General features: G+C 60.8%; 24 protein-coding genes. 12 read left to right on the forward strand and 12 right to left on the reverse strand.

The features are described 5' to 3' along the window. The 5 genes from dnaN to mutM all read right to left on the reverse strand — a co-directional run bounded on the left by dnaN (position 1) and on the right by mutM (position 5,537). A complete protein-coding gene (gene dnaN / locus C6W91_RS06555; protein WP_065272201.1) occupies positions 1-1,122 on the reverse strand; it encodes a DNA polymerase III subunit beta in 1,122 nt (373 codons plus the stop codon). A 249-nt stretch (positions 1,123-1,371) separates the two neighbouring features. Beyond that, positions 1,372-2,802, reverse strand: a complete 1,431-nt coding sequence (gene dnaA / locus C6W91_RS06560; RefSeq protein ID WP_274837920.1) for a chromosomal replication initiator protein DnaA — start codon at positions 2,800-2,802, stop codon at positions 1,372-1,374. 549 nt (positions 2,803-3,351) lie between these two features. Next, complete coding sequence (rpsT, locus tag C6W91_RS06565) at positions 3,352-3,615, reverse strand: 30S ribosomal protein S20 (protein WP_065272199.1); 264 nt, start codon at positions 3,613-3,615, stop codon at positions 3,352-3,354. A 229-nt stretch (positions 3,616-3,844) separates the two neighbouring features. Beyond that, positions 3,845-4,621, reverse strand: a complete 777-nt coding sequence (locus C6W91_RS06570; RefSeq protein WP_065272198.1) for an enoyl-CoA hydratase — start codon at positions 4,619-4,621, stop codon at positions 3,845-3,847. A gap of 64 nt (positions 4,622-4,685) precedes the next feature. After that, positions 4,686-5,537, reverse strand: coding sequence for a bifunctional DNA-formamidopyrimidine glycosylase/DNA-(apurinic or apyrimidinic site) lyase (gene mutM, locus C6W91_RS06575; RefSeq protein WP_274829426.1), 852 nt, complete (start codon positions 5,535-5,537; stop codon positions 4,686-4,688). Between the two features lie 94 nt (positions 5,538-5,631). On the opposite strand from mutM, the gene ubiE reads away from it, so the two are divergent. Both ubiE and ubiB read left to right on the forward strand, forming a co-directional pair. Next, positions 5,632-6,384, forward strand: coding sequence for a bifunctional demethylmenaquinone methyltransferase/2-methoxy-6-polyprenyl-1,4-benzoquinol methylase UbiE (ubiE, locus tag C6W91_RS06580; protein ID WP_065272196.1), 753 nt, complete (start codon positions 5,632-5,634; stop codon positions 6,382-6,384). 3 nt (positions 6,385-6,387) lie between these two features. Then, entirely contained in the window at positions 6,388-7,917 is a 1,530-nt protein-coding gene (ubiB, locus tag C6W91_RS06585) for a 2-polyprenylphenol 6-hydroxylase (protein WP_274835439.1), read from the forward strand. Positions 7,918-7,999: 82 nt separating this feature from the next. Here ubiB and C6W91_RS06590 read toward each other — a convergent pair whose 3' ends face one another. Together C6W91_RS06590 and C6W91_RS06595 are read right to left on the reverse strand one after the other, a co-directional pair. After that, on the reverse strand, positions 8,000-8,605 hold the full coding sequence (locus C6W91_RS06590) for a hypothetical protein (protein ID WP_274835440.1): 606 nt from the start codon (positions 8,603-8,605) through the stop codon (positions 8,000-8,002). A gap of 271 nt (positions 8,606-8,876) precedes the next feature. Beyond that, on the reverse strand, positions 8,877-10,052 hold the full coding sequence (locus C6W91_RS06595) for an acetyl-CoA C-acyltransferase family protein (RefSeq protein ID WP_065272194.1): 1,176 nt from the start codon (positions 10,050-10,052) through the stop codon (positions 8,877-8,879). Between the two features lie 108 nt (positions 10,053-10,160). Here C6W91_RS06595 and C6W91_RS06600 point away from each other — a divergent pair, with 108 nt between their 5' ends. The 3 genes from C6W91_RS06600 (at position 10,161) to tdh (ending at position 13,196) form a co-directional block, all read left to right on the forward strand. After that, positions 10,161-10,727 (forward strand): helix-turn-helix domain-containing protein, encoded by a 567-nt coding sequence (locus C6W91_RS06600; protein ID WP_274835441.1) that lies wholly within the window; start codon positions 10,161-10,163, stop codon positions 10,725-10,727. 229 nt (positions 10,728-10,956) lie between these two features. Then, entirely contained in the window at positions 10,957-12,144 is a 1,188-nt protein-coding gene (locus C6W91_RS06605; RefSeq protein ID WP_274837919.1) for a glycine C-acetyltransferase, read from the forward strand. Then, on the forward strand, positions 12,141-13,196 hold the full coding sequence (gene tdh, locus C6W91_RS06610; protein WP_274837918.1) for an L-threonine 3-dehydrogenase: 1,056 nt from the start codon (positions 12,141-12,143) through the stop codon (positions 13,194-13,196). Before C6W91_RS06605 ends, tdh begins: the two co-directional genes overlap by 4 nt. Positions 13,197-13,464: 268 nt before the next feature. Here the strand turns inward: tdh and C6W91_RS06615 are convergent, their stop codons facing one another. Then, a complete protein-coding gene (locus tag C6W91_RS06615; RefSeq protein WP_274837917.1) occupies positions 13,465-14,196 on the reverse strand; it encodes a metallophosphoesterase family protein in 732 nt (243 codons plus the stop codon). A gap of 30 nt (positions 14,197-14,226) precedes the next feature. Here C6W91_RS06615 and C6W91_RS06620 point away from each other — a divergent pair, with 30 nt between their 5' ends. Further along, complete coding sequence (locus tag C6W91_RS06620) at positions 14,227-14,814, forward strand: hypothetical protein (RefSeq protein ID WP_274839012.1); 588 nt, start codon at positions 14,227-14,229, stop codon at positions 14,812-14,814. An 80-nt stretch (positions 14,815-14,894) separates the two neighbouring features. Here C6W91_RS06620 and serA read toward each other — a convergent pair whose 3' ends face one another. Continuing rightward, positions 14,895-16,493, reverse strand: coding sequence for a phosphoglycerate dehydrogenase (serA, locus tag C6W91_RS06625; RefSeq protein WP_274837916.1), 1,599 nt, complete (start codon positions 16,491-16,493; stop codon positions 14,895-14,897). A 142-nt stretch (positions 16,494-16,635) separates the two neighbouring features. Further along, complete coding sequence (locus C6W91_RS06630) at positions 16,636-17,781, reverse strand: phosphoserine transaminase (protein WP_274829416.1); 1,146 nt, start codon at positions 17,779-17,781, stop codon at positions 16,636-16,638. A gap of 259 nt (positions 17,782-18,040) precedes the next feature. Between C6W91_RS06630 and C6W91_RS06635 the strand changes: the two genes are divergently transcribed. The 3 genes from C6W91_RS06635 (at position 18,041) to C6W91_RS06645 (ending at position 20,858) form a co-directional block, all read left to right on the forward strand. Beyond that, complete coding sequence (locus tag C6W91_RS06635; protein ID WP_274829415.1) at positions 18,041-19,081, forward strand: AI-2E family transporter; 1,041 nt, start codon at positions 18,041-18,043, stop codon at positions 19,079-19,081. Between the two features lie 119 nt (positions 19,082-19,200). Beyond that, positions 19,201-20,076, forward strand: a complete 876-nt coding sequence (gene serB, locus C6W91_RS06640) for a phosphoserine phosphatase SerB (RefSeq protein ID WP_274829414.1) — start codon at positions 19,201-19,203, stop codon at positions 20,074-20,076. Positions 20,077-20,135: 59 nt separating this feature from the next. Next, positions 20,136-20,858 carry a TSUP family transporter gene (locus C6W91_RS06645; RefSeq protein ID WP_065273669.1) on the forward strand — a complete coding sequence of 241 codons (723 nt, stop codon included), beginning with the start codon at positions 20,136-20,138 and terminating at the stop codon, positions 20,856-20,858. Between the two features lie 194 nt (positions 20,859-21,052). On the opposite strand, the gene C6W91_RS06650 is transcribed toward C6W91_RS06645, so the two are convergent. Beyond that, a complete protein-coding gene (locus C6W91_RS06650) occupies positions 21,053-22,051 on the reverse strand; it encodes an asparaginase (RefSeq protein WP_274829413.1) in 999 nt (332 codons plus the stop codon). Positions 22,052-22,233: 182 nt separating this feature from the next. Here C6W91_RS06650 and C6W91_RS06655 point away from each other — a divergent pair, with 182 nt between their 5' ends. Next, positions 22,234-22,767, forward strand: coding sequence for an invasion associated locus B family protein (locus C6W91_RS06655; protein ID WP_274829412.1), 534 nt, complete (start codon positions 22,234-22,236; stop codon positions 22,765-22,767). Positions 22,768-22,946: 179 nt separating this feature from the next. Further along, the gene (gene rlmN / locus C6W91_RS06660; RefSeq protein WP_274837915.1) at positions 22,947-24,131 is read left to right on the forward strand and encodes a 23S rRNA (adenine(2503)-C(2))-methyltransferase RlmN; all 1,185 of its coding nucleotides are present in this window, start codon (positions 22,947-22,949) and stop codon (positions 24,129-24,131) included. Between the two features lie 71 nt (positions 24,132-24,202). On the opposite strand, the gene C6W91_RS06665 is transcribed toward rlmN, so the two are convergent. Then, positions 24,203-25,498, reverse strand: coding sequence for a type I secretion protein (locus C6W91_RS06665; protein WP_274837914.1), 1,296 nt, complete (start codon positions 25,496-25,498; stop codon positions 24,203-24,205). 137 nt (positions 25,499-25,635) lie between these two features. Between C6W91_RS06665 and C6W91_RS06670 the strand changes: the two genes are divergently transcribed. Further along, positions 25,636-25,878: hypothetical protein (locus C6W91_RS06670; protein WP_370570589.1), on the forward strand; the 243-nt coding region annotated here is incomplete at its 3' end.

Raw genomic sequence — 25,878 nt, forward strand, 5'->3', positions numbered from 1 at the left:
TCAGACGCGCATCGGCATGACGACGTAAACCGCGCTTTCGTCATTGCCTTCGCGCATCAGGGTCGGATCGCCGGAAGAGTTGAACAGGAATACCGCGTTTTCCCGGTCCACCTGGCTGGCGATCTCCAACAGATACTTGGCGTTAAAGCCGATTTCCAGGCGCTCGTCGCTGTAGGCAACCGCCAGCTCTTCCTCGGCGGCGCCGCTGTCGGGCGCGTTGACCGACAGGATCAGGCGATCTTCTTCCAGCTGCAGTTTAACCGCACGGGAACGTTCCGAAGAGACGGTGGCGACCCGGTCCACAGCCTTGGCGAATTCGGCTGCATCCACTTCCAGACGGCGGGTGTTCCCCACCGGAATGACCCGGGTGTAATCCGGGAAGGTGCCGTCGATCACCTTGGAAGTCAGGGTGATGTTCGGCGTGGCAAAGCGAACCTTGGTCTCGGAGACGGAGACGGCGATGTCCATCTCGTCATCGTCCAGCAGCTTGCGCAGCTCACCCACGGTTTTACGCGGCACGATCACGCCCGGCATATCCTCGGCGCCCATCGGCAACGGCGCGTCGATCCGCGCCAGACGGTGACCATCGGTCGCCACGCAGCGCAGCGCCTTGCCGCCTTCGGAGCTGTCGGCCACATGCATGTAGACACCGTTCAGGTAGTAGCGCGTCTCTTCGGTCGAAATCGCAAATTTCGACTTGTCGAACAGGCGACGCAGCATGGCCGCGTTGGCGGTGAAATTCGAATGATACTCGGACGAGGCCATCACCGGGAAATCTTCGCGCGGCAGGGTTGCCAGCGAGAAGTTCGACCGGCCTGCCTCGACCGTCAGTCGGCCTGTAGCGGCATCGGCCGTCAACGTCACCAGCGCGCCGTCGGGCAGTTTGCGCACGATCTCATGCAGAGTGGTCGCAGCCACGGTGGTCGCCCCGGCGCGCTCAACCTGCGCGGGGGCCTTGTCGACCACTTCGATGTCCAGATCGGTGGCGCGGAACTGGGCGGTATCGCCCTCGGCTTCGATCAGCACATTGGCGAGGATCGGAATGGTGTTACGCCGCTCTACGACCGATTGTGCCTGGGCCACAGCCTTGAGAAGCGTGCCGCGTTCGATGCTGATCTTCATGTCCCTTGTCCTTTTTGTCTTGCCTCAGGCAGTGGCCGGGATAAGCAAATTAGCGGTTTACCCCTGCCATACAAGGCTTTTTATCGACTTCTCCAAGGGAAAGGAGGCAGCGTCAAGGGGCCTGTGATCGGCAGGGCGCAGAACACCGTCAAACGTTGCCCGCTGGCATACAAATGGCATCCCGGTCCTGCATGGAAAAACGGCCCCGGATTTCCGGGGCCGCATTGTCACGTCTCGGTCGGATCGCGCTTACGCCTCCAGGGAGCGGCGCAGCATTTCGACGTCTTCGGCGATCTGGCCGTCGGTCGTCTTCAGCTCTTCAATCCGTTTGACACCATGCATCACGGTTGTGTGGTCGCGCCCGCCAAAACGGCGGCCGATTTCCGGCAGCGACCGGCTGGTCAGCTGCTTGCACAGATACATCGCCACCTGCCGCGGCCGCGCATAGGAACGCAGGCGCTTGGGGCCGATGATGTCCGACATACGGATGTTGTAGTATTCCGACACCTTGCGCTGGATCTCTTCGACGGTGATTTTACGCTCCGAGGCGCGCAGCACATCGGCCAGACAGTCCTGTGTCAGATCCATGTCGATCTCGCGCCCAACGAGCGAGGCAAAGGCGAAGAGACGGGTCAGAGCGCCTTCGAGAACACGCACGTTGGTCGAGATGCGATGCGCCAGGAATTCGAGCACGCCATCAGCGATTTCAAGGCCCGGATAGGTTTCGCGGTGCTGCTGCACCTTGGTCTGAAGGATGCCGAGACGCAGTTCGTAATCGGTGGGGTGCAGATCCACCACCAGACCACATTGCAGACGCGATTTCACGCGGTCCTCAAGATCCTTGATCTCACCCGGGGCACGGTCCGCCGAAATGATGATCTGCTTGTTCTGGTCCACCAGCGCATTGAAGGTATGGAAGAATTCTTCCTGCGTGGAATCCTTGCCCGCGATGAATTGCACGTCATCCACCATCAGCACGTCGACCGAGCGGAACAGGTGTTTGAAGTCCATCATCTTGCGTTCGCGCAGCGCCTGCACAAAGCGGTACATGAACTGTTCCGCCGACAGATAAAGCACGTTCAGCTGCGGATTCTGTTCTTTCAGCTCCCAGGCGATGGCGTGCATCAGGTGGGTTTTACCCAGGCCAACACCGCCATAGAGCACCAGCGGATTGAAGGTCACCGGACCACCCTCGGCCACGCGGCGCGCAGCGGCATGGGCCAGCTCGTTCGGTTTGCCGACAACAAAGCTGTCAAAGGTAAACCGCGGATCCAGCGGTGCCGCCTGCAAGGCATCCAACCCGTCACGCGACAACGAAGACGACGCAGCCGCATCCTCGGTCCGCGCAGCAGCGCCCGCCTGAACAGTACTCGCCTCGGCCATTTCGGCAAAGGGTTCAGCGGCCCGTTCCGTCTGCCGCACCGGGCGGGCAGGTGAGTTGGCAGCCACCTTAAACGCAAGCCGCTGTACCGATTCACCGGACATGCTGAGCTCGTGCAGAATCAGATCTGCAAAGTTCTGGCTGACATAGTTCCCCATGAAGTTCGTCGGCACATGAAAGACCGCGACGCCTTCATCGACCGAACTGAATTCAAGCGGCTCGATCCAGGTGGTGAAATTGTTTTGACCGACTGTCTTGAGCAATCGTTGTCTGAGCTGTCCCCATTTTTCTTCCGTCATGCTACGCCTCACGCGTCCCCAAAAGCAGCGGCCATTTTCGACCTATCGTTTCATCAAGCCTCCCCGTCCGGAGGCGCGTTCACACACAGGACATTCGGTGCGTGCCGGTCAGACCAGACGCAGTACCCATGTCGGGCGGTACGGATCCTGAAACACACACAAAATCCTTCGACCGCCGCACAACACGCGTTGAGTCGATATGCACCAAAATCGAAACAAGACCATGTGCCAGATCATCTGGCACGGCTCTGGTATCAGACCACTGCGATCTGGCATGACCGCAATATATCTGAGCCCTAGAAGTGATCTTAATGCCCGTTAAGATCACCGCGAGCAGCCTGTCCCCCAGCGAGTGAATCGCTGTATTAGTGGTAGCAATTTGTGGGGGGAAGCGGCAACGAAACTATGATGTTGACTCGTGCTTTGGCCGCAAAGAATCTCTCGCGCCTGCAGCACTGGCTTAAGAAGCGATCAAAAAAGAAAGGCACCGCAAATCGCGATGCCTTCCGTAAAAAACCCACCAATGGCAGATTTCAGATTTCTTAAGATTTAACCCAGCGCTTTGACGCGGGCGGCCAGGCGGGACACTTTCCGCGAGGCGGTGTTCTTGTGGTAGACGCCTTTGGTCACGCCGCGCATCAGTTCGGGCTGGGCTGCGCGCAGAGCTGCGGTTGCTGCCTCTTTGTCGCCGGATGCGATTGCTTCTTCAACTTTACGCAGGAAGGTGCGGATGCGCGAACGACGGGCTTTGTTTACAGCAAAACGCTTTTCGTTCTGACGGGCGCGTTTCTTTGCCTGGGGCGAATTTGCCATGGTGTCTGACCTTTGTATCGAGTTCGTGTTTTTCAATAGACGCAATGCCAGCCGAACCCGGATCCGACCACCGGTGTGATTCTAGCCTAGGCGGGCTGCACGCGCATGTATGGCGGAGGTCTATACAGAGGCTGCCAAACCTTGGCAAGGCCAATAGACACGAGGCCGGTTTTCAAAAAGAAAGGGCAGGCCGCGCCTGCCCTTTCGCATTCATATCGGTACGGGCGGCTTACTTGTCGCGGAATTGCGCTTCGCGCTTTTCAAGGAAGGCCGCCATGCCTTCTTTCTGATCTTCGGTGGCGAACATCGAATGGAAGACGCGGCGCTCGAACAGCATGCCTTCGCTCAGCGGCAGCTCGTAAGAGCGGTTCACGGTTTCCTTGACGGCCATCGCGGTCAGCAGGGATTTCTCGGCGATCTTCTGGGCTGCGCCCATCGCTTCTTCGATCAGCTTCTTGCCGGGTACCACGCGCGACACCAGACCGGCGCGCTCAGCTTCTTCGGCGGTCATGAAACGACCGGTCAGGTTCATATCCATGGATTTGGATTTGCCGACGAAACGCGTCAGACGCTGGGTGCCGCCGATACCGGCGATGACGCCGAGGTTGATTTCGGGTTGACCGAACTTGGCCGAATCTGCCGCGATGATGAAATCGCAGAGCATCGCCAGCTCGCAGCCACCGCCCAGCGCATAGCCTGATACCGCGGCAATGATCGGCTTGCGGACGGCCGTGATGCGATCGTTCACGAAGGCGAAGAGATTGGTCGAGAACACCTCGGTGAAGCTCATCGAAGACATCTCTTTGATATCCGCGCCTGCGGCGAATGCCTTTTCCGAACCGGTCAGAACGATGCAGCGCACCTTGTCGCTGGCGTCCGCCTCTTCCAGGGCGGCGCAGAGTTCAGTCAGCAGCTCTTGATTGAGCGCGTTCAACGCTTCGGGTCGGTTCAGCTTGATGAGGCAAACGTGGTCCTTCACTTCGACGTTGATCGTCTCATAGGCCATGGGTATCGCTTTCGATTGTTCCGTTCAGAAACGAGTCATTATCACGAGACATATCTCGTTCAAGCTATCTTTGGCACTTGCCACAGTAGAAAGACGATCGCCCGGATTGGGTGATTCTCGCAATGGTTCCGCCGCATCCCTCCCGCCGACACGGCTCTCCCTCGCGGCCGTAGACATCAAAGGTATGCTGAAAATATCCAAGTTCTCCATTGGCTTGTCGGAAATCTTTCAGCGAGGAGCCACCGGCGCGAATGGCATCTTCCAACACGGTGCGGATGATCGGCACCAGCGCCGCCACGCGCGGCGCGGCAATCTGCCCTGCCTTTCTTTTGGGCGAGATCCCGGCCCGGAACAGCGTTTCGCAGACGTAGATATTGCCCAGACCGGCGATGATTCCCTGATCCAGAAGGGCCGATTTCACCGGCGTGTTGCGTCCCTTGAAGGCAGCGGTCAGGTGATCTTCGTGGAAATCATTGCCAAGCGGCTCTGGCCCCAGCACCGACAGCAGCTTGTGCTGCTCTGCCGTGAAGGTCTCCAAGAGATCCATCGCCCCAAACCGGCGCGGATCGTTGAAGGTGATGCGCGCGCCATTGTCCATGTCCAGCACTACATGGTCGTGCTTCTGGGCCTGCGGATGTTCATGTACGAAACGCCCCAGCGGATCCCCTGAGACCGTCATGCGGCCCGACATGCCCAGATGCACCAGCAGGGTTTCCCCCGTATCGAGATCGGCCAGGATGTATTTCGACCGGCGTCTCAGTGCATTGACCCGGGCTCCGGTCAACCTCTCCGCCATACGATCGGGGAAGGGCCAGCGCAGATCCGGGCGGTTCACTGCGGCCCGCGTTATCACCGCGCCTTCCATTGCAGGCGCCAAACCTTGGCGCACCGTCTCGACCTCTGGCAATTCTGGCATTACATCGCTCCTGACACTTTAGATGCATGGGCCGCATTGTGCCCGACCGCAAGCGCCCTATAACTGGGACGAACCTAGGAAAACGGCAAGCCGCATGAGCGATACAAACGACACCACCACCCATTTCGGCTTTGAAACCGTTCCCGAGCGGGAAAAGGCGGGCCGCGTGCAGGGCGTCTTCAACTCTGTTGCCTCGAAATACGACGTGATGAACGACGTGATGAGCGTCGGCATCCACCGCATCTGGAAGGATGCGATGATGGACTGGCTGGCGCCGCGCCCCGGTCAGCGTCTTCTGGACGTGGCAGGCGGCACCGGCGACATTTCCTTCCGCTTCCTGAAACGCGCCGGGCACGGCCATTCCACCGTGTTGGATCTGACCCAGCCAATGCTGGAGGAAGGCCGCATGCGCGCAGAAGCCGCTCAGATGGCCGACAGCCTGGATTGGGTCACAGGCGATGCCATGGCGCTGCCGTTCAAGGACAATACCTTTGACGTCTACACGATCTCCTTCGGGATCCGGAACGTCACCCGCCCGCAAAAGGCGCTGGAGGAGGCCTACCGCGTGTTGAAACCCGGTGGCCGCCTGATGGTGCTGGAATTCTCGCAGCTCCCGAATGACGGCATGCAGAAGCTTTATGATCTTTACAGCTTCAACGTCATCCCCCGGATGGGCAAGCTGATTGCCAATGACTACGACAGCTATCAGTATCTGGTCGAATCGATCCGCAAATTCCCCGACCAAGAGACCTTCCTTCAGATGGTAAAGGACGCCGGATTCGCGAATGCAAAATACCGCAACCTGTCCCTGGGCATCGCGGCGCTGCACTCCGGCTGGAAGATCTGATCCATGCGCGGTCCCCACAACATTATCCGCCTGATCCGCACCGGCGCCACGTTGGAGCGTACCGGCGCCATGAACGTGGTACTGGACGCCTTTGAAGCGCCAAAGCCGCTGCGCATCCTGGCGCATACCCTTGGCTGGCCATTCAAATGGCTGGGCTACAAGGGCGATCCACAGATGCCCGCCGCGACCCGCGCTCTGACCGCGCTGGGACCGGCCTACATCAAGTTCGGACAGGTCCTGTCCACCCGTCCCGATGTGGTGGGCGATGATCTGGCCCAGCAGCTTCGCGTCCTACAGGACAAATTGCCCCCCTTCCCGCGCGGAGTTGCGATGGCCGAAGTGGCAAAAGAGCTGGGCCGACCGGTGGATGAGGTCTTTTCCGAGTTCAGCGAGCCGATTGCCGCCGCATCAATCGCGCAGGTGCATCGGGCGCGGCTGGCAGATACCGGAGAATACGTCGCCGTAAAGGTGCTGCGCCCCGGCATTGAACGCGCCTTCCGAAAAGACGTGGACGCCTTCTATTTCGCAGCGCGCATCGTCGACCTTTTCGCCCCTGGCGCCCGGCGCCTGCGCCCTATGGATGTGATCGAACATTTCGACGGCGTGGTACAGGGTGAGCTGGACCTGCGTCTGGAAAGCGCCGCCGCCTCGGAATTTGCCGCCAACACGGGACAGGACGAGGGCTTTACCCTGCCGCCGGTTCAATGGAACCACTCGGCACGCCGGGTGATGACGCTGGGCTGGGCTGACGGTGTGCCGCTGGGTGACAATGACGCCATCGATGCGGCGGGCCACGACAGGCAGGTGCTGGGCGCACGGGTGCTGACCCTGTTCCTGCAACACGCCCTGCGCGATGGCTTCTTCCACGCCGACATGCACCAAGGCAATCTGAAGGTCGCCGCCAATGGCGATATCATCGCCTATGATTTCGGAATCATGGGGCACATCGACGAATACACCCGCCGGGTTTACGCCGAAATCCTGTTTGGCTTCATCAAGCGCGATTACAAACGTGTCGCCGAGGTGCATTTCGAAGCCGGCTATGTCCCCGCCGACCGAGACGTGGATGAATTCGCCCGCGCCCTGCGCGCGGTCGGGGAGCCGATCTTTGGCATGGACGCCAGCCATATCTCCATGGGCCGCCTGCTGAATTATCTGTTCGAGGTGACCGAGCGGTTCGGCATGGAAACCCGGACCGAGCTGATCCTTTTGCAACGCACCATGGTCGTTGTTGAAGGTGTCGCCCGTTCGCTGGATCCTCATATCAACATCTGGGAAGCCGCCCGCCCCGTGGTCGAGGATTACATCAAGAAATCCATCGGCCCGCGCGCGGTGGCGTCGGATCTGCTCAGCACGGCCCGGGTGATGGCCCGCTTTGGCCCGCGCCTGCCCGCGCTGGTGGAACGAGCGCTTGTCGCGCAGGTGCAGGACACAGAGGCGCACCCACGCAGTTCCTGGGGCTGGCTTGCGCCGGCGATTATCGGGGCCGGTGCAGGTGGTCTGTGTGTGGGGCTGTTGGCGCTTGTACTCTGAACACGGTCGGCTCCGGCAAGTCACGCAAAAAGCCGAAACCATTGGGCCGTGAAGATGCCCACAATCCGCAACTGGTCGAAGATCAAAGGGGGGCGTCGACCCAAACCGTCAAGTGTTTTCGCTTTCCGTCCTTGGCCTGAAGCGAAACGGCTCCCACCCCCTCGCTGAACCTAGAACCGCAGCCGACCATAAATGGCGCCGCGCTACCAGATGAGCTGGAGTAGTTGCCTTTGCAACGGAATTCGACCTCCCCCAGCGCATAAATCGGATATGCGGCTTGAGGTCTATTAAGTTCCCTGACAGCAACATTCGCCGGACCAATGTCCAGAACCAGTTGCTTACCGTAGTGAGAAAAAAGCTTCGCTTGCGCTCTTTTTCCGCCACTGCAGGGGATAAAACCATCGTGGACGTCAGCTCCGCGAAAATACGGGATCTCTCCTGAACAAATAACCGTTCTTCTTGAAGTCCGGAATTCAGCTTCAGGCGTTCCTTCGAAACTTGGCGAGAGAACCTTTCCATCACCAGTCGTGACAAGAACGGGTTGAACAGTGTTCTCTTGGTTTCTACCCAACTGCGCTGCAGCCGCTACTGGGTAGACCAAGGGGGCGACCAGAACATTTGACGCAGTCAATCCCGCTGCGCCAGCGGTCTCTTGATCACAACCGACACAGAGAGACGCCGCGAACATCGATAAAGCCCTCAAAACTCTGTTCGAAAGTGCACCTATCAAAACACCGCTCCATCGCGTCCACCGGACTCGGAGACTAGGCGCGCCACATGGTTTTGTAGTTGAGGTAAATCAATATCAGCAGAAACGACCAAAAGCAGCACAGCAGTATTTGCAGGCTGACCGCGGCAAGCAAGAACAAGGTCTCCCGCGCGGATTTGCCCTCCTGTTGGAGGTCTGCCCCCTGAAACCCGGCGCGCGTGGACCTGCCACACGCGCCAGTTATCGCTTATCAGAGACGTTCGATCGCCAGGGCGATGCCCTGACCGCCGCCGATGCACATGGTGATGAGGCCCAGCTTGCCGCCAGTGCGCTCCAGTTCATACAGCGTCTTGATGGTGATCAGCGCGCCGGTGGCGCCAACCGGGTGGCCCAGTGCGATGGCGCCGCCATTCGGGTTCACCTTGGCTGGATCAAGTCCCAGTTCCTTGTTCACAGCCAGCGCCTGCGCGGCAAAGGCTTCGTTGGATTCGATCACGTCGAAATCGCTCGCCTTCAGGCCGGTTTTCTTCAGCAAGTTCTGCACCGCAGGGACCGGGCCGATGCCCATCACCTCGGGGCGCACACCAGCATGGGCGTATCCGACGACCCGCGCCTTGGGCGTGAGACCGGCTTTTTCAGCCGCCTCGGCCCGCGCCAGAACCAGCGCCGCTGCACCATCATTGATGCCCGAGGCGTTGCCCGCGGTCACACGGCCATCCTTCTGGAACACCGGACGCAGACCGGCCAGCGCCTCCATCGAGGTTGCCTTGGGGTGTTCGTCCACCTCAAACGGCACCATGTCGCGCTTGACCTTGACCTCAACCGGCACGATCTGGCTGGCGAAATGCCCCGCCTCGATCGCCGCCGCGGCGCGGGTCTGGCTGGTCATCGCGAATTCATCCATCTGCTCGCGGGTGACGCCGTGTTCATCCGCCACGTTTTCCGCAGTGACTCCCATGTGGCCAGTGCCAAAGGGGCAGCTCAGCGCGCCCAGCATCATGTCCAGCGATTTCACATCGCCCATCTTCTGACCCCAGCGCGCCGACGGCGTGATGAAGGGGCTGCGCGACATGTTCTCGGCGCCGCCGGTCAGGGCGTAATCCGCATCCCCCAGCATCAGCGACTGGATACCCGACACGATGGCCTGCGCACCCGATCCGCACAGACGGTTCACGTTCATCGCCGGGGTGCCGTTGGGAATGCCTGCCTGCATTGCTGCGACACGGGACAGGTACATATCGCGCGGTTCAGTGTTGATCACATGGCCAAAGACCACGTGGCCGATCTGTTCCGGGGCCACGCCCGAACGCTCCAGCGCCGCCTTGGAAGCCACGGTGGCCAGGTCGATGGGGGCAGTGTTCGCCAAAGCGCCACCAAAGGTGCCAATGGCGGTCCGGGCGCCGTCCAGGATCACGATATCGGTCATTTTTCTCTCCTCACGAGTCAGTTGCGCGCATTATGCAGATGCAGCATCCGCTGTCTTGTCAAACGTACCGTCATTGACAAATCAAGACGCAAACCGCACGGTTCCGTTATGCCGGAAAACACAGACGATATCCTGACATTACTGCCATCGCGCCTGAAAGAGGCCCGCCGCGCCAAGGGCCTAAGCCTGGAAGCCGTGGCGAACCTGTCGGGCGTCTCGCGTTCCATGGTCAGCCAGATTGAGCGCGGTGAATCCAGCCCCACGATTGCCACCTTATGGAACCTGACGCGCGCCTTGCAGGTGGATTTTGCCGGGCTGCTGGACGCTGCTGACAAGGCGGACCGGATCGAGGTGCTGCGCGACGGTGATGTGCCCACCATCGACAATATGGGGCAAGGCTGCCGGATCCGCATCCTCTCCCCGCCCGAGGACGCAGGCGGGCACGAGGTTTACGATATCCTGCTTGATGCGGGCGGCGCGCTGGACAGCCAGCCGCACGGACGCGGAACGGCCGAGCATCTGACGGTGCTGGAGGGCGACATCACTGTCACATCTGGCAGCGCCCATATGCGCCTGCACGCAGGGGACACCGCGCGCTATGCCGCCGATATACCCCACAACATCACCGCACCAGATAGCGCAGCACGGGTCTTTCTGATCGTCAAGAACGGCTGAGCCCGATCCGGAGCCGATCCTGTTGGCCTGTCGCGCATGCGGCAGGCACGCCCCTGCCCACCCCACGGCGGGCGCTGAGCACATTGATGCCATCCGGTCATTAGATTCCAATACCATCTCAATCCAAAATTCCAGTTTCACGGATATTTTTCCGTCATTAAGAATTTCCCCTATTTGGGAATCAAATCCGTTATGATAGACACACTTCCGACGTAGAAGGAGATTCCCCATGTCCAACGCCTTTTTGACCGATATCGCCAAGACCCTGGACGCGATCGAAGCCGAAGGTCTGACCAAGCGGGAACGAATGATCACCTCCCCACAGGGGGGCGAAATCACGGTGGGCGACCGCGAGGTCATCAACCTCTGCGCCAACAACTATCTGGGACTGGCGGATCACCCCGATCTGATCTCCGCCGCCTGCAATGTCATGGATGACAAGGGGTTCGGTATGGCCTCGGTCCGGTTTATCTGCGGCACCCAGGACATCCACCGCGAGCTGGAGCAGAAGCTGGCAAAGTTCCTGAACAAGGATGACGCCATCCTCTTTGCCGCCTGTTTTGATGCAAATGGCGGGCTGTTCGAACCTCTGCTCGGCCCCGAGGATGCCATCATCTCGGACAGCCTCAACCATGCCTCGATTATCGACGGGGTGCGCCTGTGCAAAGCGAAACGCTATCGCTACCTCAACAGTGACATGAATGATCTGGAGGCCTGGCTGAAACAGGCCCGCGAGGATGGCGCACGCCATATCATGATCGCCACCGATGGCGTCTTCTCGATGGATGGCTACCTGGCCAAACTGCCTGAGATCCGCGCGCTCGCGGACAAATACGACGCCGTGGTGATGGTGGACGATTGCCACGCCACGGGGTTCATGGGGCCGCATGGCGCCGGGACGCCGGATCATTTCGGTGTCGATGTGGACATTCTGACGGGAACTTTGGGCAAAGCACTTGGGGGGGCCATCGGCGGTTATATCGCCGGGCCGCAGCCAGTGATCGACCTGCTGCGGCAGCGGGCGCGGCCCTATCTGTTCTCCAATTCGCTGCCGCCCTCCATCGTTGCTGCCGGGATCGAGGCGCTGAACCTTGTCGAACAGGGCGCGGATCTGCGCACACGCCTGTTCGAGAACACCCGGTTCTGGCGCGCGGGGCTGGAAAGCCTAGGCTTTGATCTATTGCCCGGCGAGCATCCCATTGTCCCGGTGATGCTGGGCGAGGCGCAGCTGGCGCAGGACATGGCGGCGCAGCTTTTTGACGAAGGCGTCTATGTCTCTGGCTTCTTCTTCCCGGTGGTGCCGCGCGGCCAGGCGCGTATCCGCACCCAGATGAACGCGGCCCTGACGCAAGAAGAACTGACCCGCGCCCTTGCCGCCTTTGGCAAGGTGGGCAAATCGCTGGGAGTGATCTCATGACACGGCCTGACAGGATACCGAACACCATGAAGGCCCTGGAAAAATCCAGACCCGAAGAGGGCCTCTGGATGGTCGAGGCCCCGGTGCCCGAGATCGGCGCGGATGATGTGCTGATCAAGATCAACAAGACCGGCATCTGCGGCACCGATCTGCATATCTGGAACTGGGACGACTGGGCGCAACGCACTGTGCCCGTCCCGCTGATCACCGGGCATGAGTTCGCCGGGGAGATCGTCGAGCTTGGCAGCAACGTGACGGATCTGAAGATTGGTCAACGCTGCTCGGGCGAAGGGCATCTGATCGGCCATCACTCGCGCCAGTGGCGGGCTGGCAAGTTCCATCTGGATCCCGAAACCCGCGGCATCGGCGTCAACGAACAGGGTGCCTTTGCCGAGTATCTGCGCCTGCCCGCCTTTAACGTGGTGCCTTTGCCGGATGAAATTCCGGATGACATCGGCGCGATTCTGGACCCTCTGGGCAATGCGGTTCACACCGCGCTCAGCTTTGATCTGGTGGGGGAGGACGTGCTGATCACCGGCGCCGGACCCATCGGCATCATGGCCGCAGCGGTTGCCCGCCACGTTGGTGCGCGCCATGTGGCGATCACCGATGTGAACCCAGCGCGGCTGGCCCTTGCCGAAAAGGTCGCGGATGTCCGTGCCGTGAACGTGGCTCAGGAAGACTTGCAAAACGTCATCGCGGAACTGGGCATGACCCAGGGCTTTGATGTCGGGCTTGAGATGTCAGGAAACCAATCCGCGCTTGATCAGATGATCGAAGCACTGGTGATGGGCGGCAAGATCGCGCTTCTTGGCATTCCGCCCGGAAAATCCCCGGTCGACTGGAGCCGCATCGTCTTCAAGGCGATCACCCTGAAAGGGGTCTACGGGCGCGAGATTTTCGAGACCTGGTACAAGATGATCGCCATGCTGCAGAACGGCCTCGATATCTCGGAAATCATCACAAACCGATTCGGAATAGATTCGTTCAAAGATGGGTTTTCGACCATGAAATCCGGTCAGTGCGGCAAGGTGATTCTAGACTGGACTTGACCAAACGGCGCGGACAGAACAACGCCCAAAATCATGCGCAGCACCCAATAAAACAACAAAAAACCGCCCTATCAAGGGGCGGTTTGCAATCTGGTCAAGCGCGATAAATTGGCGTGACTGGCGCTAAAACATGTCATCCCAGAACCGAGAAGAAAAACAGAATAAAACTCGTAAAGTAGCGTCCAGCCACAGTTCACTATTAGCACAATTCTCTGTGATTTGCGACGAAAAGCGCTGGGATTCTGCGTAAAAAACGCGGTTCTTTTGGTTAGGCGGAGCCTATGCTTTTGCGCCCCTGATCGCTCAGAAGCCAGCAGTCCTTTCCTTCGAAGACGGCAGCACTCAGCGGGCGGCCAAAGCCTGCGCCGCTGTCCAGATTGACACGGTTGCCGCGATGCTCAGCGCTTGGGACATGGGTGTGGCCATGCACCACCAGCCAAGGGTGTGGGCGGGTGTCGTCGAGGAATTCATGCCGGATCCAGATCTTGTCATCCTCGGTCTGCGCCTGCAGCGGCACGCCGGGACGGATGCCCGCATGGACGAACAACAACTCGCCCTGTTCATGGTGGCTGGGCAGGGCCGCCAGAAAATCCCGGTGGCGCTCCGGCAATGCGGCGCGCGCTTCTTCGTGCACCTCGTGGATACGCGCCCGTTCCGGAACATCGACCCCGTAAGAGGCCAGCGTCTGCACCCCGCCGATCTTCTCGTGCAGCCAGTGATAGCCGACCAGCAGTCGGGCATCGTTGCGGGGATAGTCCTCCATGAACATCGCGAACATGCGGTCGTGGTTGCCCATCAGGCAGGTCCAGTTCTTGCCTGCCTCCTGCCCTTCGATCAGCAGGTCCAAGACACCCCGGCAATCCGGCCCGCGATCCACGTAATCGCCAAGAAACACCACCTGAGCATCGGGACCACCATCCGCCGCGATCCGCTCCAGCGCCTCTTCCAGCATCTCGCGCTGTCCGTGAATGTCTCCTATGGCGTAGATCGGCGCGGGCATGGGCATCTCCTTGGCTGCTATAGGGAATAGATGGCCGATGCACCGCCCTACCACAAGGGGCAGCCTGTGGGACGCCGAAGGTTAGCCGCGAATGACGCCCTCTGCCCGGTGGCGCAGCGCGGGAAATATGTGGATCGAAAACCGGAAACCGGTCACAGTTGTCGCCACCTGCCGCAACCGATCCGCCATTCAAGGCGGGCATGGGATGATACGGCAGGCGTTTTTGGTGAGTTCAAGGGGGACGATCAGATGAAAGGTATTTCATCCGCATTTTTCATTGTCGCGGTCAGCGCGGCGCTTGGGGGTATGGTCTGGGGCATCCAGATGGCCGCGACGGGCGATCACGTCCTGTCGCCGGCGCATGGGCATCTCAACCTGATCGGCTGGGTCAGCTTTGCGATCTTCGGCTTTTACTATCATCTGGTGCCAGCCGCGGATCAGGGGCTGCTGCCAAAGCTGCATTTTGCGCTGTCTGCCGCCGGGCTGGGCCTGATCGTGCCGGGCATTGCCATGGCCATTGCCAGTCACAATGAAATGCTGGCCAAGCTCGGCTCGGTGCTGACCCTGGCGGGGATGCTGGTGTTTTTTGTGGTCGTCCTGCGATCGATCCGGAAATAAGCGGCGCGCAGCTCAGCGGAACATGAAAAAGCCGCCCCAAGTGAAGGGGCGGCTTCTCCGATTTCAGGCCATAAGGCAGGTTATTTGACGTCGAATTGCAGCGGCTTGATCTGGTTGAACAGGCCGGTTTCGGCCAGCTTGGCGCGGGCCTCGGCCGGGACCACACCATCGACATACAAGAGCGCGATCGCTTCACCACCAGCCACAGCGCGGCCCAGGGTAAAGTTCGCGATGTTGACGCCGTGATCGCCCATGGTCTTACCCAGAGTACCGATGATGCCCGGCACGTCGTTGTTGGTGGTGTAGAGCATGTGCTCACCCACTTCGGCGTCGATGTTGATGCCCTTGATCTGGATGAAGCGCGGCTTGCCATCCGAGAACACGGTGCCCGCGATGGAGCGTTCACGCGTCGGGGTGGCGACGGTCACCTTCACGTAGCCTTCAAAGGCACCGGACTGTTCCTGATTGGTGGTCGACACCTTGATGCCGCGCTCCTTGGCGATCATCGGGGCGGAGACCATGTTCACATCCGGGTTGATCGACTTCATGATCCCCGCGATCAGCGAGCAGTTCAGCGCCTCAAGGTTCATCTCGGACGCGCAGCCATCATAGAGGATGTTGATCGCCTTGATCGGCTCGTCATCGGTCATCTGGCCGATGAAGGCGCCCAGATGCTCGGACAGCTTGATCCAGGGTCCCATGACCTTGGCTTCTTCCGCCGTGACCGAGGGCATGTTGAGCGCGTTCTCTACGGCGCCGGTCAGCAGGTAGTTGGCCATCTGCTCGGCCACCTGCAGGGCGACGTTTTCCTGGGCTTCGGTGGTGGCGGCGCCCAGGTGCGGGGTGCAAACCACGTTGGGCAGATTGAACAGCACGTTGTCCTTGGCCGGCTCTTCCGAGAAGACGTCGAAGGCCGCACCGGCAACGTGACCGGATTTCAGTGCTTCCGCCAACGCCTCTTCATCGACCAGGCCACCGCGGGCACAGTTGATGATGCGCACGCCCTTCTTGGTCTTGGCGAGGTTTTCAGCCGACAGGATATTCTTGGTCTGATCGGTCAGCGGCACGTGCAGGGTGATGAAATCGGCGCGGGACAGAAGCTCGTCCAGCTCGACCTTTTCGACGCCCATCTTGTCGGCCTTCTCCTGACCGAGGAAGGGGTCATAGGCAACGACTTTCATCTTCAGGCCACGGGCACGGTCACAGACGATGCCGCCGATGTTGCCCGCACCGATGACGCCCAGGGTCTTGCCGGTGAGTTCAACACCCATGAACTTGGATTTTTCCCATTTGCCCGCGTGGGTAGAGGCGGAGGCTTCGGGGATCTGGCGAGCAACGGCGAACATCATCGCGATGGCGTGTTCGGCGGTGGTGATCATGTTGCCAAAGGGCGTGTTCATCACGATCACGCCTTTTTTCGACGCGGCTTCCTTGTCGATGTTGTCGGTGCCGATACCGGCGCGGCCGATCACCTTGAGGTTGGTGGCGTTCTCGAGGATCTTCTCGGTGACCTTGGTGGCCGAGCGGATGGCAAGACCATCGTAGTTGCCGATCACCTCGGCCAGCTTGTCCTTGTCCTTGCCAAGGTCGGGCTGGAAGTCGACCTCGATGCCGCGATCACGGAAGATCTGAACGGCGGCTTCGGAGAGTTTGTCGGAAATGAGTACTTTGGGGGCCATGTCTGGTGGTCCTTTGTGCGGGGGCCTGTGGAAAGGCCGTCAATTTTGAACGAGGGAAGCGTCCGACCCTGGTGGGTGCAAAGCGCCCTCCTTGGGGAGGGTCGGGCGCTGCCCGGCGGTGCCGCCGGGCGAAGTCGCTTGATCAGCCTTGCGCGGCGATCTCGGCCTCAAAGGCCCATTCGAGCCAGGGCAGCATGGCCTCGATATCCGAGGTTTCGACCGTGCCACCGCACCAGATCCGCAGGCCGGCAGGCGCGTCACGATAGGCGCCGATGTCCAGCGCGATGTTTTCCGCTTCCAGACGTTTGGCCACGGCCTTGGCAAAGGCGGCGCCGTCCTTGATGCGGTCATCGGTGAACTTCAGGCAGACCGAGGTGTTCGACAGGGTCGCCGGATCCTTGGCCAGGAAATCGATCCAGTCATGCAGTTCGACGAAATCGGCAACCGCCTTGGTGTTGGCATTGGCGCGGTTCTGCAGCCCTTCAAGACCGCCAACCGAACGCGCCCAGTCCAGCGCGAAGAGGTAGTCTTCGACCGCCAGCATGGAGGGCGTGTTGATGGTCGCACCGGAGAAGATACCGTCGATCAGCTTGCCGCCCTTGGTCAGGCGGAAGATTTTCGGCAGCGGCCATGCGGGCGTGTAGCTTTCCAGGCGCTCAACCGCGCGCGGTGAGAGGATCAGCATGCCGTGGGCCGCTTCGCCGCCCAGCACCTTTTGCCAAGAGAAGGTGGTCACATCCAGCTTGTCCCAGGGCAGGTCCTGCGCAAAGGCGGCCGAGGTGGCATCGCAAAGGGTCAGACCTTCGCGATCCGCCGGGATCCAGTCGCCATTCGGGACGCGAACACCCGAGGTGGTGCCGTTCCAGGTAAAGACGACGTCATTGGCAAAATCGACCGAGGCCAGATCGACGATCTCGCCGTAGTCTGCGGTCTTGGCGACGGCATCCAGTTTCAGCTGCTTGACCACATCGGTGATCCAGCCGGAACCGAAGCTCTCCCAGGCGAGCATCTCGACGCCGCGGGCGCCCAGCAGGCTCCACATGGCCATTTCCATGGCACCGGTGTCCGATGCGGGCACGATGCCGATCTTGTAGTCAGCGGGGATCCCCAGAACTTCGCGGGTGCCTTCGATGGCGGCCTTCAGCTTGTCCTTGCCGACAGCGGCACGGTGCGAGCGGCCCAGAGGCGCATCTGCGAGTTTGGTCAGATCGAATGTGGGGGGTTTGGCACAGGGGCCAGAGGAAAAACGCGGATTGGCCGGCCGCGTAGCCGGTTGCTGGTTAGCCATTGATGCTATCCTTCCAGATAAATGCCCCTCGTTGGGGAGGGGTGTCCCACGGACGGAGCTAAGGCCTGCCGCGCGGCCGCGCAATACGCAAAACGACAGATTGCGGCGATCTGGCGCGCAATTGCGACCCCTCCTGACGCCTTTCGGAAACTTTCCACCCCGGATCGGCACCCGATCTGCCCCGTACAGGCTCTGTCATTGCGGCGAGGTATGGGATGCTGTTGTCTGTCTCCATGGTGTTTCGAATCGGATTTCGCGGATGAGCAAACTGGCGCTGGTGACCTATTCCTTTGCGCTGCTGCTGATGGTGGGCTGGCTGCTGACCGCCGGTCAGGCCGTGCTGTTGCCGATCCTCGTGGCCGTGATCGCCGTCTACATCCTGACCACCGCCGCCGAGGTTCTGGCCGATGTGCCGGGGTTCGGCCGCCTGCCCCGTACTGCGCGGCGGCTGCTGGTGCTGCTGGCCATTCTTGCCGCCTTCATGGTGCTGGCCTCCTTCATTACAGCCAGCGCCACGGCGATCTCTGCCGCCCTGCCGCAATACGCCGCCAATCTCGATAAGCTGCAACACGATTTCCTGACCTATCTCGGCGTCGACGAAGTGCCCAGCTGGGCCAACCTGGGCGAAAGCCTGCTGGACCTGATCGACGCCACCACGCTGATGCCCGCGATGCTTGCCACCATCAGCAACGGCGGCACCCTGATCGTCAGCGCCGCGCTATACGCCGTGTTCATCCTGACGGAACTGGACCGGCTGCCGGAAAAGACCCTGATGGCAATGAACGAGCCGGAAGATGCCGAGCGCACACTGGAGCTGGCCCGCAAGATCAACGACAAGATCGGAGGGTATCTGGCAGCAAAGACGCTGGTGAACGTCATTCTGGGGCTGGTGTCCTATGCGATCCTTCTAATGCTGGGGATTGCCCACCCGGCCTTCTGGGCGATCCTGATCGGGCTGCTCAATTACATTCCCTATATCGGCTCGATCATCGCGGTGTTCTTTCCGGTCACCATCAGCCTGATCCAGTTCGGCTCCTTCGGCCACGCGGCGCTGGCGCTGGTGACGCTGATGACGCCCCAGATGATCATCGGTTACTACGTTGAGCCGAAATACCTTGGGCATTCGGTCAACCTCAGCCCGTTTTCGGTTCTGCTGGCGCTGGCGCTGTGGACCGAGCTTTGGGGCATGACCGGCGCCATTCTTGCGGTACCACTAACCGCGATGGTGATGATCATCCTGGCCGAAATCCCGACCACCCGCTGGTTGGCGGTGCTGATGTCGCAGAACGGCAAGGTCTGACCACTGGCGCGGGCACACATGCGCGATTGGCCGCAGGGGCTGGCCCCGGCGATCCCGCCTCGCTATGACATGCCGCAATTCACCCTGTTCCTGTCTCTCCCCCGCTCCGGAGCCTGCTCATGTATACCGTCACCCTGCTTTGCAATCCTGCGGCGCCCTGCCTTGAGGCGACCCTGGTCGAGTCCCTGCGCAATGCCTGGGGCGGCGGCGAGGCCCAGTGGCTGGCCCCCGACGTGGCCGCCGAGTTTGTGCTGGAGACACTGCCGGATAACCAATGGGACGTCTGGCAGGACCTGCAGAACATGGCTGTCGATCTGGTCATCCAGCCGACCGAGGGACGCCGCAAACGCATGCTGCTGGCGGATATGGATTCCACCATGATCCAGCAGGAATGCATCGACGAGCTGGCAGAGGTCGCTGGCGTCGGGGAACGGGTAAAGGACATCACCGCCCGCGCGATGAACGGCGAGCTTGATTTCGAAGGCGCCCTGACCGAACGGGTCGGCCTGCTGAAAGGCCTGTCCGAAGGCATGATCACCGAGGTTCTGAACACCCGTATCACCCTGATGCCGGGCGGGGCAGAGCTCGTCGCCACGATGAAGGCAAACGGCGCCTATACGGCGCTGGTCTCGGGCGGGTTCACTGCCTTTACCGCGCGGGTCGCGGGCCAGCTCGGCTTTGACGAAAACCGCGCCAATACCTTGCTGACGGCAGAGGGCACGCTGACCGGTGATGTGGCCCGCCCGATCCTGGGACGCGAGGCCAAGGTCAACGCGCTGGAAGAGATCACCGCCCGGCTGGGTCTGACTGAGGCGGAGGTGATCGCCGTCGGGGATGGTGCTAATGATCTTGGCATGCTCAGCCGTGCGGGGGCAGGCGTAGCGCTGCACGCCAAGCCGTCGGTGGCGGCGGAATGTGATATCCGGATCAATCACGGGGATCTCACTGCGCTGCTTTATGTGCAGGGCTATGCCCGCAGCGATTTCCAGGCCTGATAGACGTGCTCGACCTATTGCCCGGCTTTGAGGTCGGGATCGAAACCCTTCTGCTGTTGATGACAGCCGGGTTTCTTGCCGGGTTCATCGATGCCGTCGCCGGGGGCGGCGGACTGATCACGGTTCCCGTGCTGCTGATCGCGGGAGCCAACCCGGTCACCGCATTGGCCACCAACAAGATCCAGGGCCTGTTCGGCGCCGCCACCGCGGCCCTGTCCTATGCCCGCGGCGGCCATGTGGACCTGCGTCGGCAGGGGGGATCAGCGCTGATCGCCTTTGTCGCAGCGATCGCCGGGGCGCTTCTGGTCTCGGTTCTGCCGACAGAGTGGATCCGGATGATCCTGCCACTGCTACTGATCGGAATCGCGGTCTTCTTTGCCACCAAGAAGGGGCTTGGCGATCTCGACCGCGCGCGCCGCCTGTCACCTGCCTTGTTCGCGGGCACCATGGTGCCGCTCTGCGCGGCCTACGATGGGCTGCTGGGACCGGGTGCGGGCAGTTTTTACATGCTCGCCTTCGTGTCGCTGGCGGGCTACGGCATTCTCAAGGCGACGGCCCACACCAAGCTGCTGAACCTGGCTTCGAACGCCGGGGCGCTGGTCGCCTTTGCCTTTGTTGCGACGCCCTGGTGGATGACCGGACTGGCCATGGGTCTTGCGCAGATCGCAGGGGCGCGGCTGGGCGCCGGGCTGGCGCAGAAGATTGGCGCTCGGTTGATCAAACCGCTGCTGGTTCTGACTTCGGTGGCGCTGGCGATGAAACTGATCTTCGACATGCTCTAAAGGCAGAACCCCGGGCCGACGAGAAGGCGCGCCATATAGCGTCCGGGCCTCTCCCGCGCCCGCAGGTGCAACGGCCCTGGGGCCGTCACCCCATGGCGGCCTTGGGCCCAGCGCCGCGCATCGCGCGGCGCTGGGCCCAACGGGAGGGCGGCTTTTCAAAAGCTGACCGACGGGCGGGAGCCCGCCCTAGCGATTCAGAATGCCAGTTCGGCAGCGGGACGGATGGCGCCGCAATCGATATTACGCCGGTTCAGAAGCGGCGCATTCAGATATTTGCGAGTTTCCGGGTGATCCGCCTCCAGAACGCCAAGCCCCACCAGAATGGCCGCAATGGCGCATTCGCTGGCCCGGGTTGCGCCATCGGTGACCTTCAGCGCAACGCCCAGCTGCTGCTCGGGCAGGATGGCGACGAACACCGCCTCTGCCCCGGTCTTGATCGCCACCCGGCCGCCCATGGCGCGCATCAGGTTGGTGCAGGCGCGGGTTTCCCCGGCGACCAGCTCGGGGTGTTTCGCCATCGCCGCCACCAGCTGCGCCGCCCCTTCAGAGGCCCGGTCGGACCGTGTGTGCGCCGAGGCAAACCAGCCCATCGCCCGCGCCAAACCGTGCACGGTGGTGGCAAAATTCGGCGCCGAGCAGCCATCGATACCATATCCGGGGCTCTCCAGTCCGGTGACCTCTTCAAAGGCAGACAGGCAGGCCTGCTGCACCGGGTGATCGATCTCGACATAGTCCGCCCCACCGCCAAGATGCTGGTTCAGGGTCAGGAAGCCCGCGTGTTTGCCCGAGCAGTTGTTGTGCACCTGGCAGGGGCTTTGATCGGTCTTGATCAGCTCATTGCGCGCCGGGATGTCGGCCGGTTCCTGCGGGCCGCAGCGGAAATCACTATCCGCCAGCCCCAGCTGACCGAGCCAGGCATTGACCCGGTCGGTGTGGATATGGGCGCCATTGTGCGAGGCACAGGACAGCGCCAGCTGCTCGGATGTCAGCCCGTATTTTGCGGCGGCGCCGGAGGTCATCAACGGCAGCGCCTGGATCATCTTGGCCGAGCTGCGCGGATAGATCACCGCCTCCGGGTCACCCCAGCTTCGCACGATCTGGCCGCTGGCGTCACAGATGACCGCATGCCCCAGATGCAGGCTTTCCAAAAGGGAGCCACGCCAGATCTCGGCCATAGGTACGGGTTTATTCATGATATCTGCCTCGCTTCTTGGCGAAATCCTGCCAAAACGCACTTTCGCTCGTGGTGATTGTTACGTTAGTGTGCTTCAGTAAGGCAAGCAGGGGAAACGGGCAAAGACGGCGGTCAAAACGCTGCCAGCCCCGGTACGATTTCCCTGAAATTGAGGTTATGACAGTCTTGGAGTCGGGACAAATGGCATCGAAACTCGCCCGCTTGGCCGCGGGCCTGTGTGTGGCCGCATTGGCCACCAGCGCGAACGCACAGCAAGCAAAAACGGATAACCGCGTTGGCGCCAACGTGGATTGGAGCGTTTTTCAAGGCGAAAACCCAACCGAATGCTGGGGCGTTTCCGCCCCCAAGGAAACCGTCAATACGCGTGATGGTCGGGTTGTCGCCGTGCGCCGCAGCGACATTCAGCTGTTCGTGCTCTATCGCCCGGATGACAGTGACAAAGGTCAGGTCAGCTTTACCGGTGGATACCCCTTCGCGCCCGGATCGACCGTCAACATGGTGATCGGGGATTCCGAATTCGAACTCTTCACCGAAGGTGAATGGGCCTGGCCCGCGACCCCAGCGGATGATGCTAAAATCATCACCGCGATGAAACGGGGATCAGACGCGGTGCTGACCGCCCGTTCGGCTCGCGGCACCCAAACCAAGGACCGGTTCTCCTTGCTTGGGTTCACTGCCGCAGTCGAGGATGCGGAAAAGCGCTGCACCCAGTAATTAAGCCGGGCCCTTCGCATAAAAGTACCGTTTTGCCCCGGCCGCGACAGCAGTCGGGGCTTTTGCTATCGCCCCACCCCAAGCCCCTCTGCAGTGCTATCTGGGGAGGAAATCTTTTGATCTTTGGTCAAACTCCTATATAGAGCCGCATCCAGCCCATAAATCCGAGTCGCCCTGCCATGACCGCCAACGCGCCGATCACCCAAGACGTTCTGACCCTGCCCCGCAAACAGCCCGAGGGCGGCAAGATCAACCTTGTGGGTCTCACCCGCGAGCAGATGCGCGCGGCGCTGATCGAGCACGGCACGCCGGAAAAGCAGGCCAAGATGCGGGTCGGGCAGATCTGGCAATGGATCTACCAATGGGGCAAACGCGACTTTGCTGAGATGACCAATCTCGCCAAGGCCTACCGCGCCCAGCTGGCCGAGCATTTCGAAATCGCCATCCCCGAGATGGTCAGCAAGCAGGTGTCGAGCGACGGCACCCGCAAGTATCTGGTGCGCATCGCCGGCGGGCACGAGGTCGAGGTGGTCTATATCCCCGAGGAAGGCCGCGGCACCCTGTGTATCTCCAGCCAGGTGGGATGCACCCTGACCTGTTCCTTCTGCCACACCGGCACCCAGAAACTGGTGCGCAATCTGACAGCGGGTGAAATCGTCGGGCAGGTTATGATGGCGCGCGACGATCTGGAAGAATGGCCCGTACCCGGCGCGCCCAAGGACGAAACCCGTCTTTTGTCGAACATCGTGCTGATGGGCATGGGCGAGCCGCTTTATAATTTCGAGAACGTGCGCGATGCGATGAAGATCGCCATGGACCCCGAGGGGATTTCCCTGTCGCGCCGCCGGATCACCCTGTCGACCTCGGGCGTGGTGCCGGAAATCGCCCGCACCGCCGAGGAAATCGGCTGCCTGCTGGCGGTGTCCTTTCACGCCACCACCGACGAGGTGCGCAACAAGCTGGTGCCGATCAACAAGCGCTGGAACATCGAGGCGCTGCTGAACGCGCTGCGCGATTATCCGCGGCTGACCAATTCCGAACGCATCACCTTTGAATATGTGATGCTGAAAGATGTGAATGACAGCGACGAAGACGCGCATCGTCTGGTAGAGTTGATCAAGGGCATTCCGGCCAAAGTGAACCTGATCCCGTTCAACGAATGGCCCGGCGCGCCCTACAAACGGTCGTCGAACAACCGCATCCACGCCTTTGCCAATATCATCTACCAGGCAGGCTATGCCTCGCCGATCCGCACCCCGCGCGGCGAGGATATTCTGGCTGCCTGCGGTCAGCTGAAATCGGCCACCGAACGCGCCCGCAAGAGCCGCAAGCAGATCGAGGCCGAGACAGGCACATCGTCCTGAGGCTCGTGATAGGCCGACTGAGAAAAGGCAGACCGCAACACCGGTCTGCCGAAACGCGCGAGACGGTATTTCTATAGGTACAGAATGTCGCCTTCGGTCAGGTTGCCGGCAAAGCCCTGCAGCCGGATCTCGAACCAGTCGTAGTAGCTAAGCACAGTATCAGCGCCGTCCTGCTGGAAGGTCAGTTCACCAAAATATTCAGGATCGACCTGCGAAACATCGATTACATCGACGCCGGATGTGAAATCGGTGATGGTATTCGCATCATAGAAATCATCGTCCGTAAAGACGAAGACATCCGCGCCGCCGCCACCGGTCAGGACGTCATCTCCGTCGCCACCGTTCAAAACGTCGCCGCCACCGCCTCCCAGCAAGCGGTCGTTTCCGTTGCCACCCTCAAGGGTGTCCGCGCCCCGCGCACCGGTCAACCGATCGTCACCGCCGCCACCGAAGATCTGGTCACGTCCGCCGCGTCCGTGGAGCACATCGGAATCGTCCTCGCCGCCCGAGTAGTCTTCCTCTCCGATGCCGCCATAAAGCACGTCGCCACCGCCGCCGCCATTCAGCTTGTCATTGCCGAGCCCACCGATCAGCGTGTCCTGTCCTGCGCCGCCGCGCATCACGTCTTTTGCTTCGCGGCCGATGAGCTGGTCGTCTCCCCCGCGCCCCACCAGCACGGTGGCCTGATCGGTGGAGACCATCACATCGTCCTCGCCCGTCGCGCGGATCTTGACCTTGCCCGCGCGATTGAGCCCGACATTCCAATCTTCAAAGGCGCTGGCGTCACCATAGATGTCCTGCAGCGCCTGGGCGTCCATTGTTCCGAGATCCGTGACGCTGTAGCCATCATAGCTGTAGGTCATCACGGTGTTTTCCTGGTTATCCAGGCTCTCTTTCAGGGTCAGATCCCCGTCATGCGGATGCTTCAGCCCCATCGAATGCCCCAACTCGTGCAGCATGGTTTCGTACCCATAACTACCGGGGCTAAGGGCGCTGGTCCCGATCGCAAGGTCTCCCTGACTGGTGTGACCGTCCTGAGATAGCGCGATATCGGCCCAGCCGCCCGCGCTGCCACCGTTAAAACCGAAGACATTGACCATGGCCGGGCCGTCCACCTCGACGAACCGTATCCCGGCTGTGGCCTCAAACTCTTCTGTCACCTGCCGGAAATAACCGCGCTGCACCTCACTGAAGGACCAATAGGAGCTCGCGCCATAGGGATCTGTCGATACCGGCGCCAGATCCTGCGTTTCGACAAAACTGTAGGTGACAACGACCTGCGTGCCCACGGATGTCTGTCCGTTCCAGCGAAAGACGTCATCGTCCAGATAATATAATAGGGCCGAATAATCGGATACCTCAGACATCCCAATCTCCACACACCAATTCCACGCATCAACGTTTCGTCAGGGAATGTGGCTGCCATGCGGCTTGAGATTGGCGGAAACCGCGCAGTTCAGCGCATCTTTAATAAGTTTTTAATAATTTCAGGGATTAAACGGGAATGATTGAGGTCCGAATATCGCCATTTAGCGAAATGGGCTGCCTCATTTTTTCCTATATTCGGGTGCAATTTCGCCATTCGGCTAGAACAGTTTCGATTCTGAAAACAATGCTGTTGAAAAGGGAATCGCAATGCAACAGGAACCCATCGAAACCCGCACTGTTGGCGCCATTGAACCCGGTGTTCGTCAAGGTAGTTGTCGCCTGCATTCGATTTCACGCTGCGCTTTTGGCGGGCCCGGCC

This window comes from Phaeobacter sp. SYSU ZJ3003 (genome assembly GCF_041300735.1).
Classification (GTDB): domain Bacteria; phylum Pseudomonadota; class Alphaproteobacteria; order Rhodobacterales; family Rhodobacteraceae; genus Phycobacter; species Phycobacter gallaeciensis_A.

What these genes read in the sequence shown, in the direction of transcription:
- rpsT (WP_065272199.1), bottom strand. Translation starts at nt 3,615, where the DNA reads ATGGCAAATTCGCCCCAGGCAAAGAAACGCGCCCGTCAGAACGAAAAG.
- C6W91_RS06635 (WP_274829415.1), top strand. Translation starts at nt 18,041, where the DNA reads ATGAGCAAACTGGCGCTGGTGACCTATTCCTTTGCGCTGCTGCTGATG.
- C6W91_RS06600 (WP_274835441.1), top strand. Translation starts at nt 10,161, where the DNA reads ATGCCGGAAAACACAGACGATATCCTGACATTACTGCCATCGCGCCTG.
- tdh (WP_274837918.1), top strand. Translation starts at nt 12,141, where the DNA reads ATGACACGGCCTGACAGGATACCGAACACCATGAAGGCCCTGGAAAAA.
- serA (WP_274837916.1), bottom strand. Translation starts at nt 16,493, where the DNA reads ATGGCCCCCAAAGTACTCATTTCCGACAAACTCTCCGAAGCCGCCGTT.
- C6W91_RS06570 (WP_065272198.1), bottom strand. Translation starts at nt 4,621, where the DNA reads ATGGCCTATGAGACGATCAACGTCGAAGTGAAGGACCACGTTTGCCTC.
- C6W91_RS06615 (WP_274837917.1), bottom strand. Translation starts at nt 14,196, where the DNA reads ATGCCCGCGCCGATCTACGCCATAGGAGACATTCACGGACAGCGCGAG.
- rlmN (WP_274837915.1), top strand. Translation starts at nt 22,947, where the DNA reads ATGACCGCCAACGCGCCGATCACCCAAGACGTTCTGACCCTGCCCCGC.
- mutM (WP_274829426.1), bottom strand. Translation starts at nt 5,537, where the DNA reads ATGCCAGAATTGCCAGAGGTCGAGACGGTGCGCCAAGGTTTGGCGCCT.
- C6W91_RS06645 (WP_065273669.1), top strand. Translation starts at nt 20,136, where the DNA reads ATGACAGCCGGGTTTCTTGCCGGGTTCATCGATGCCGTCGCCGGGGGC.
- ubiB (WP_274835439.1), top strand. Translation starts at nt 6,388, where the DNA reads ATGCGCGGTCCCCACAACATTATCCGCCTGATCCGCACCGGCGCCACG.
- C6W91_RS06665 (WP_274837914.1), bottom strand. Translation starts at nt 25,498, where the DNA reads ATGTCTGAGGTATCCGATTATTCGGCCCTATTATATTATCTGGACGAT.
- C6W91_RS06630 (WP_274829416.1), bottom strand. Translation starts at nt 17,781, where the DNA reads ATGGCTAACCAGCAACCGGCTACGCGGCCGGCCAATCCGCGTTTTTCC.
- C6W91_RS06620 (WP_274839012.1), top strand. Translation starts at nt 14,227, where the DNA reads ATGGCCGATGCACCGCCCTACCACAAGGGGCAGCCTGTGGGACGCCGA.
- C6W91_RS06590 (WP_274835440.1), bottom strand. Translation starts at nt 8,605, where the DNA reads ATGTTCGCGGCGTCTCTCTGTGTCGGTTGTGATCAAGAGACCGCTGGC.
- ubiE (WP_065272196.1), top strand. Translation starts at nt 5,632, where the DNA reads ATGAGCGATACAAACGACACCACCACCCATTTCGGCTTTGAAACCGTT.
- C6W91_RS06605 (WP_274837919.1), top strand. Translation starts at nt 10,957, where the DNA reads ATGTCCAACGCCTTTTTGACCGATATCGCCAAGACCCTGGACGCGATC.
- dnaA (WP_274837920.1), bottom strand. Translation starts at nt 2,802, where the DNA reads ATGACGGAAGAAAAATGGGGACAGCTCAGACAACGATTGCTCAAGACA.
- C6W91_RS06650 (WP_274829413.1), bottom strand. Translation starts at nt 22,051, where the DNA reads ATGAATAAACCCGTACCTATGGCCGAGATCTGGCGTGGCTCCCTTTTG.
- serB (WP_274829414.1), top strand. Translation starts at nt 19,201, where the DNA reads ATGTATACCGTCACCCTGCTTTGCAATCCTGCGGCGCCCTGCCTTGAG.
- C6W91_RS06595 (WP_065272194.1), bottom strand. Translation starts at nt 10,052, where the DNA reads ATGACCGATATCGTGATCCTGGACGGCGCCCGGACCGCCATTGGCACC.
- dnaN (WP_065272201.1), bottom strand. Translation starts at nt 1,122, where the DNA reads ATGAAGATCAGCATCGAACGCGGCACGCTTCTCAAGGCTGTGGCCCAG.
- C6W91_RS06655 (WP_274829412.1), top strand. Translation starts at nt 22,234, where the DNA reads ATGGCATCGAAACTCGCCCGCTTGGCCGCGGGCCTGTGTGTGGCCGCA.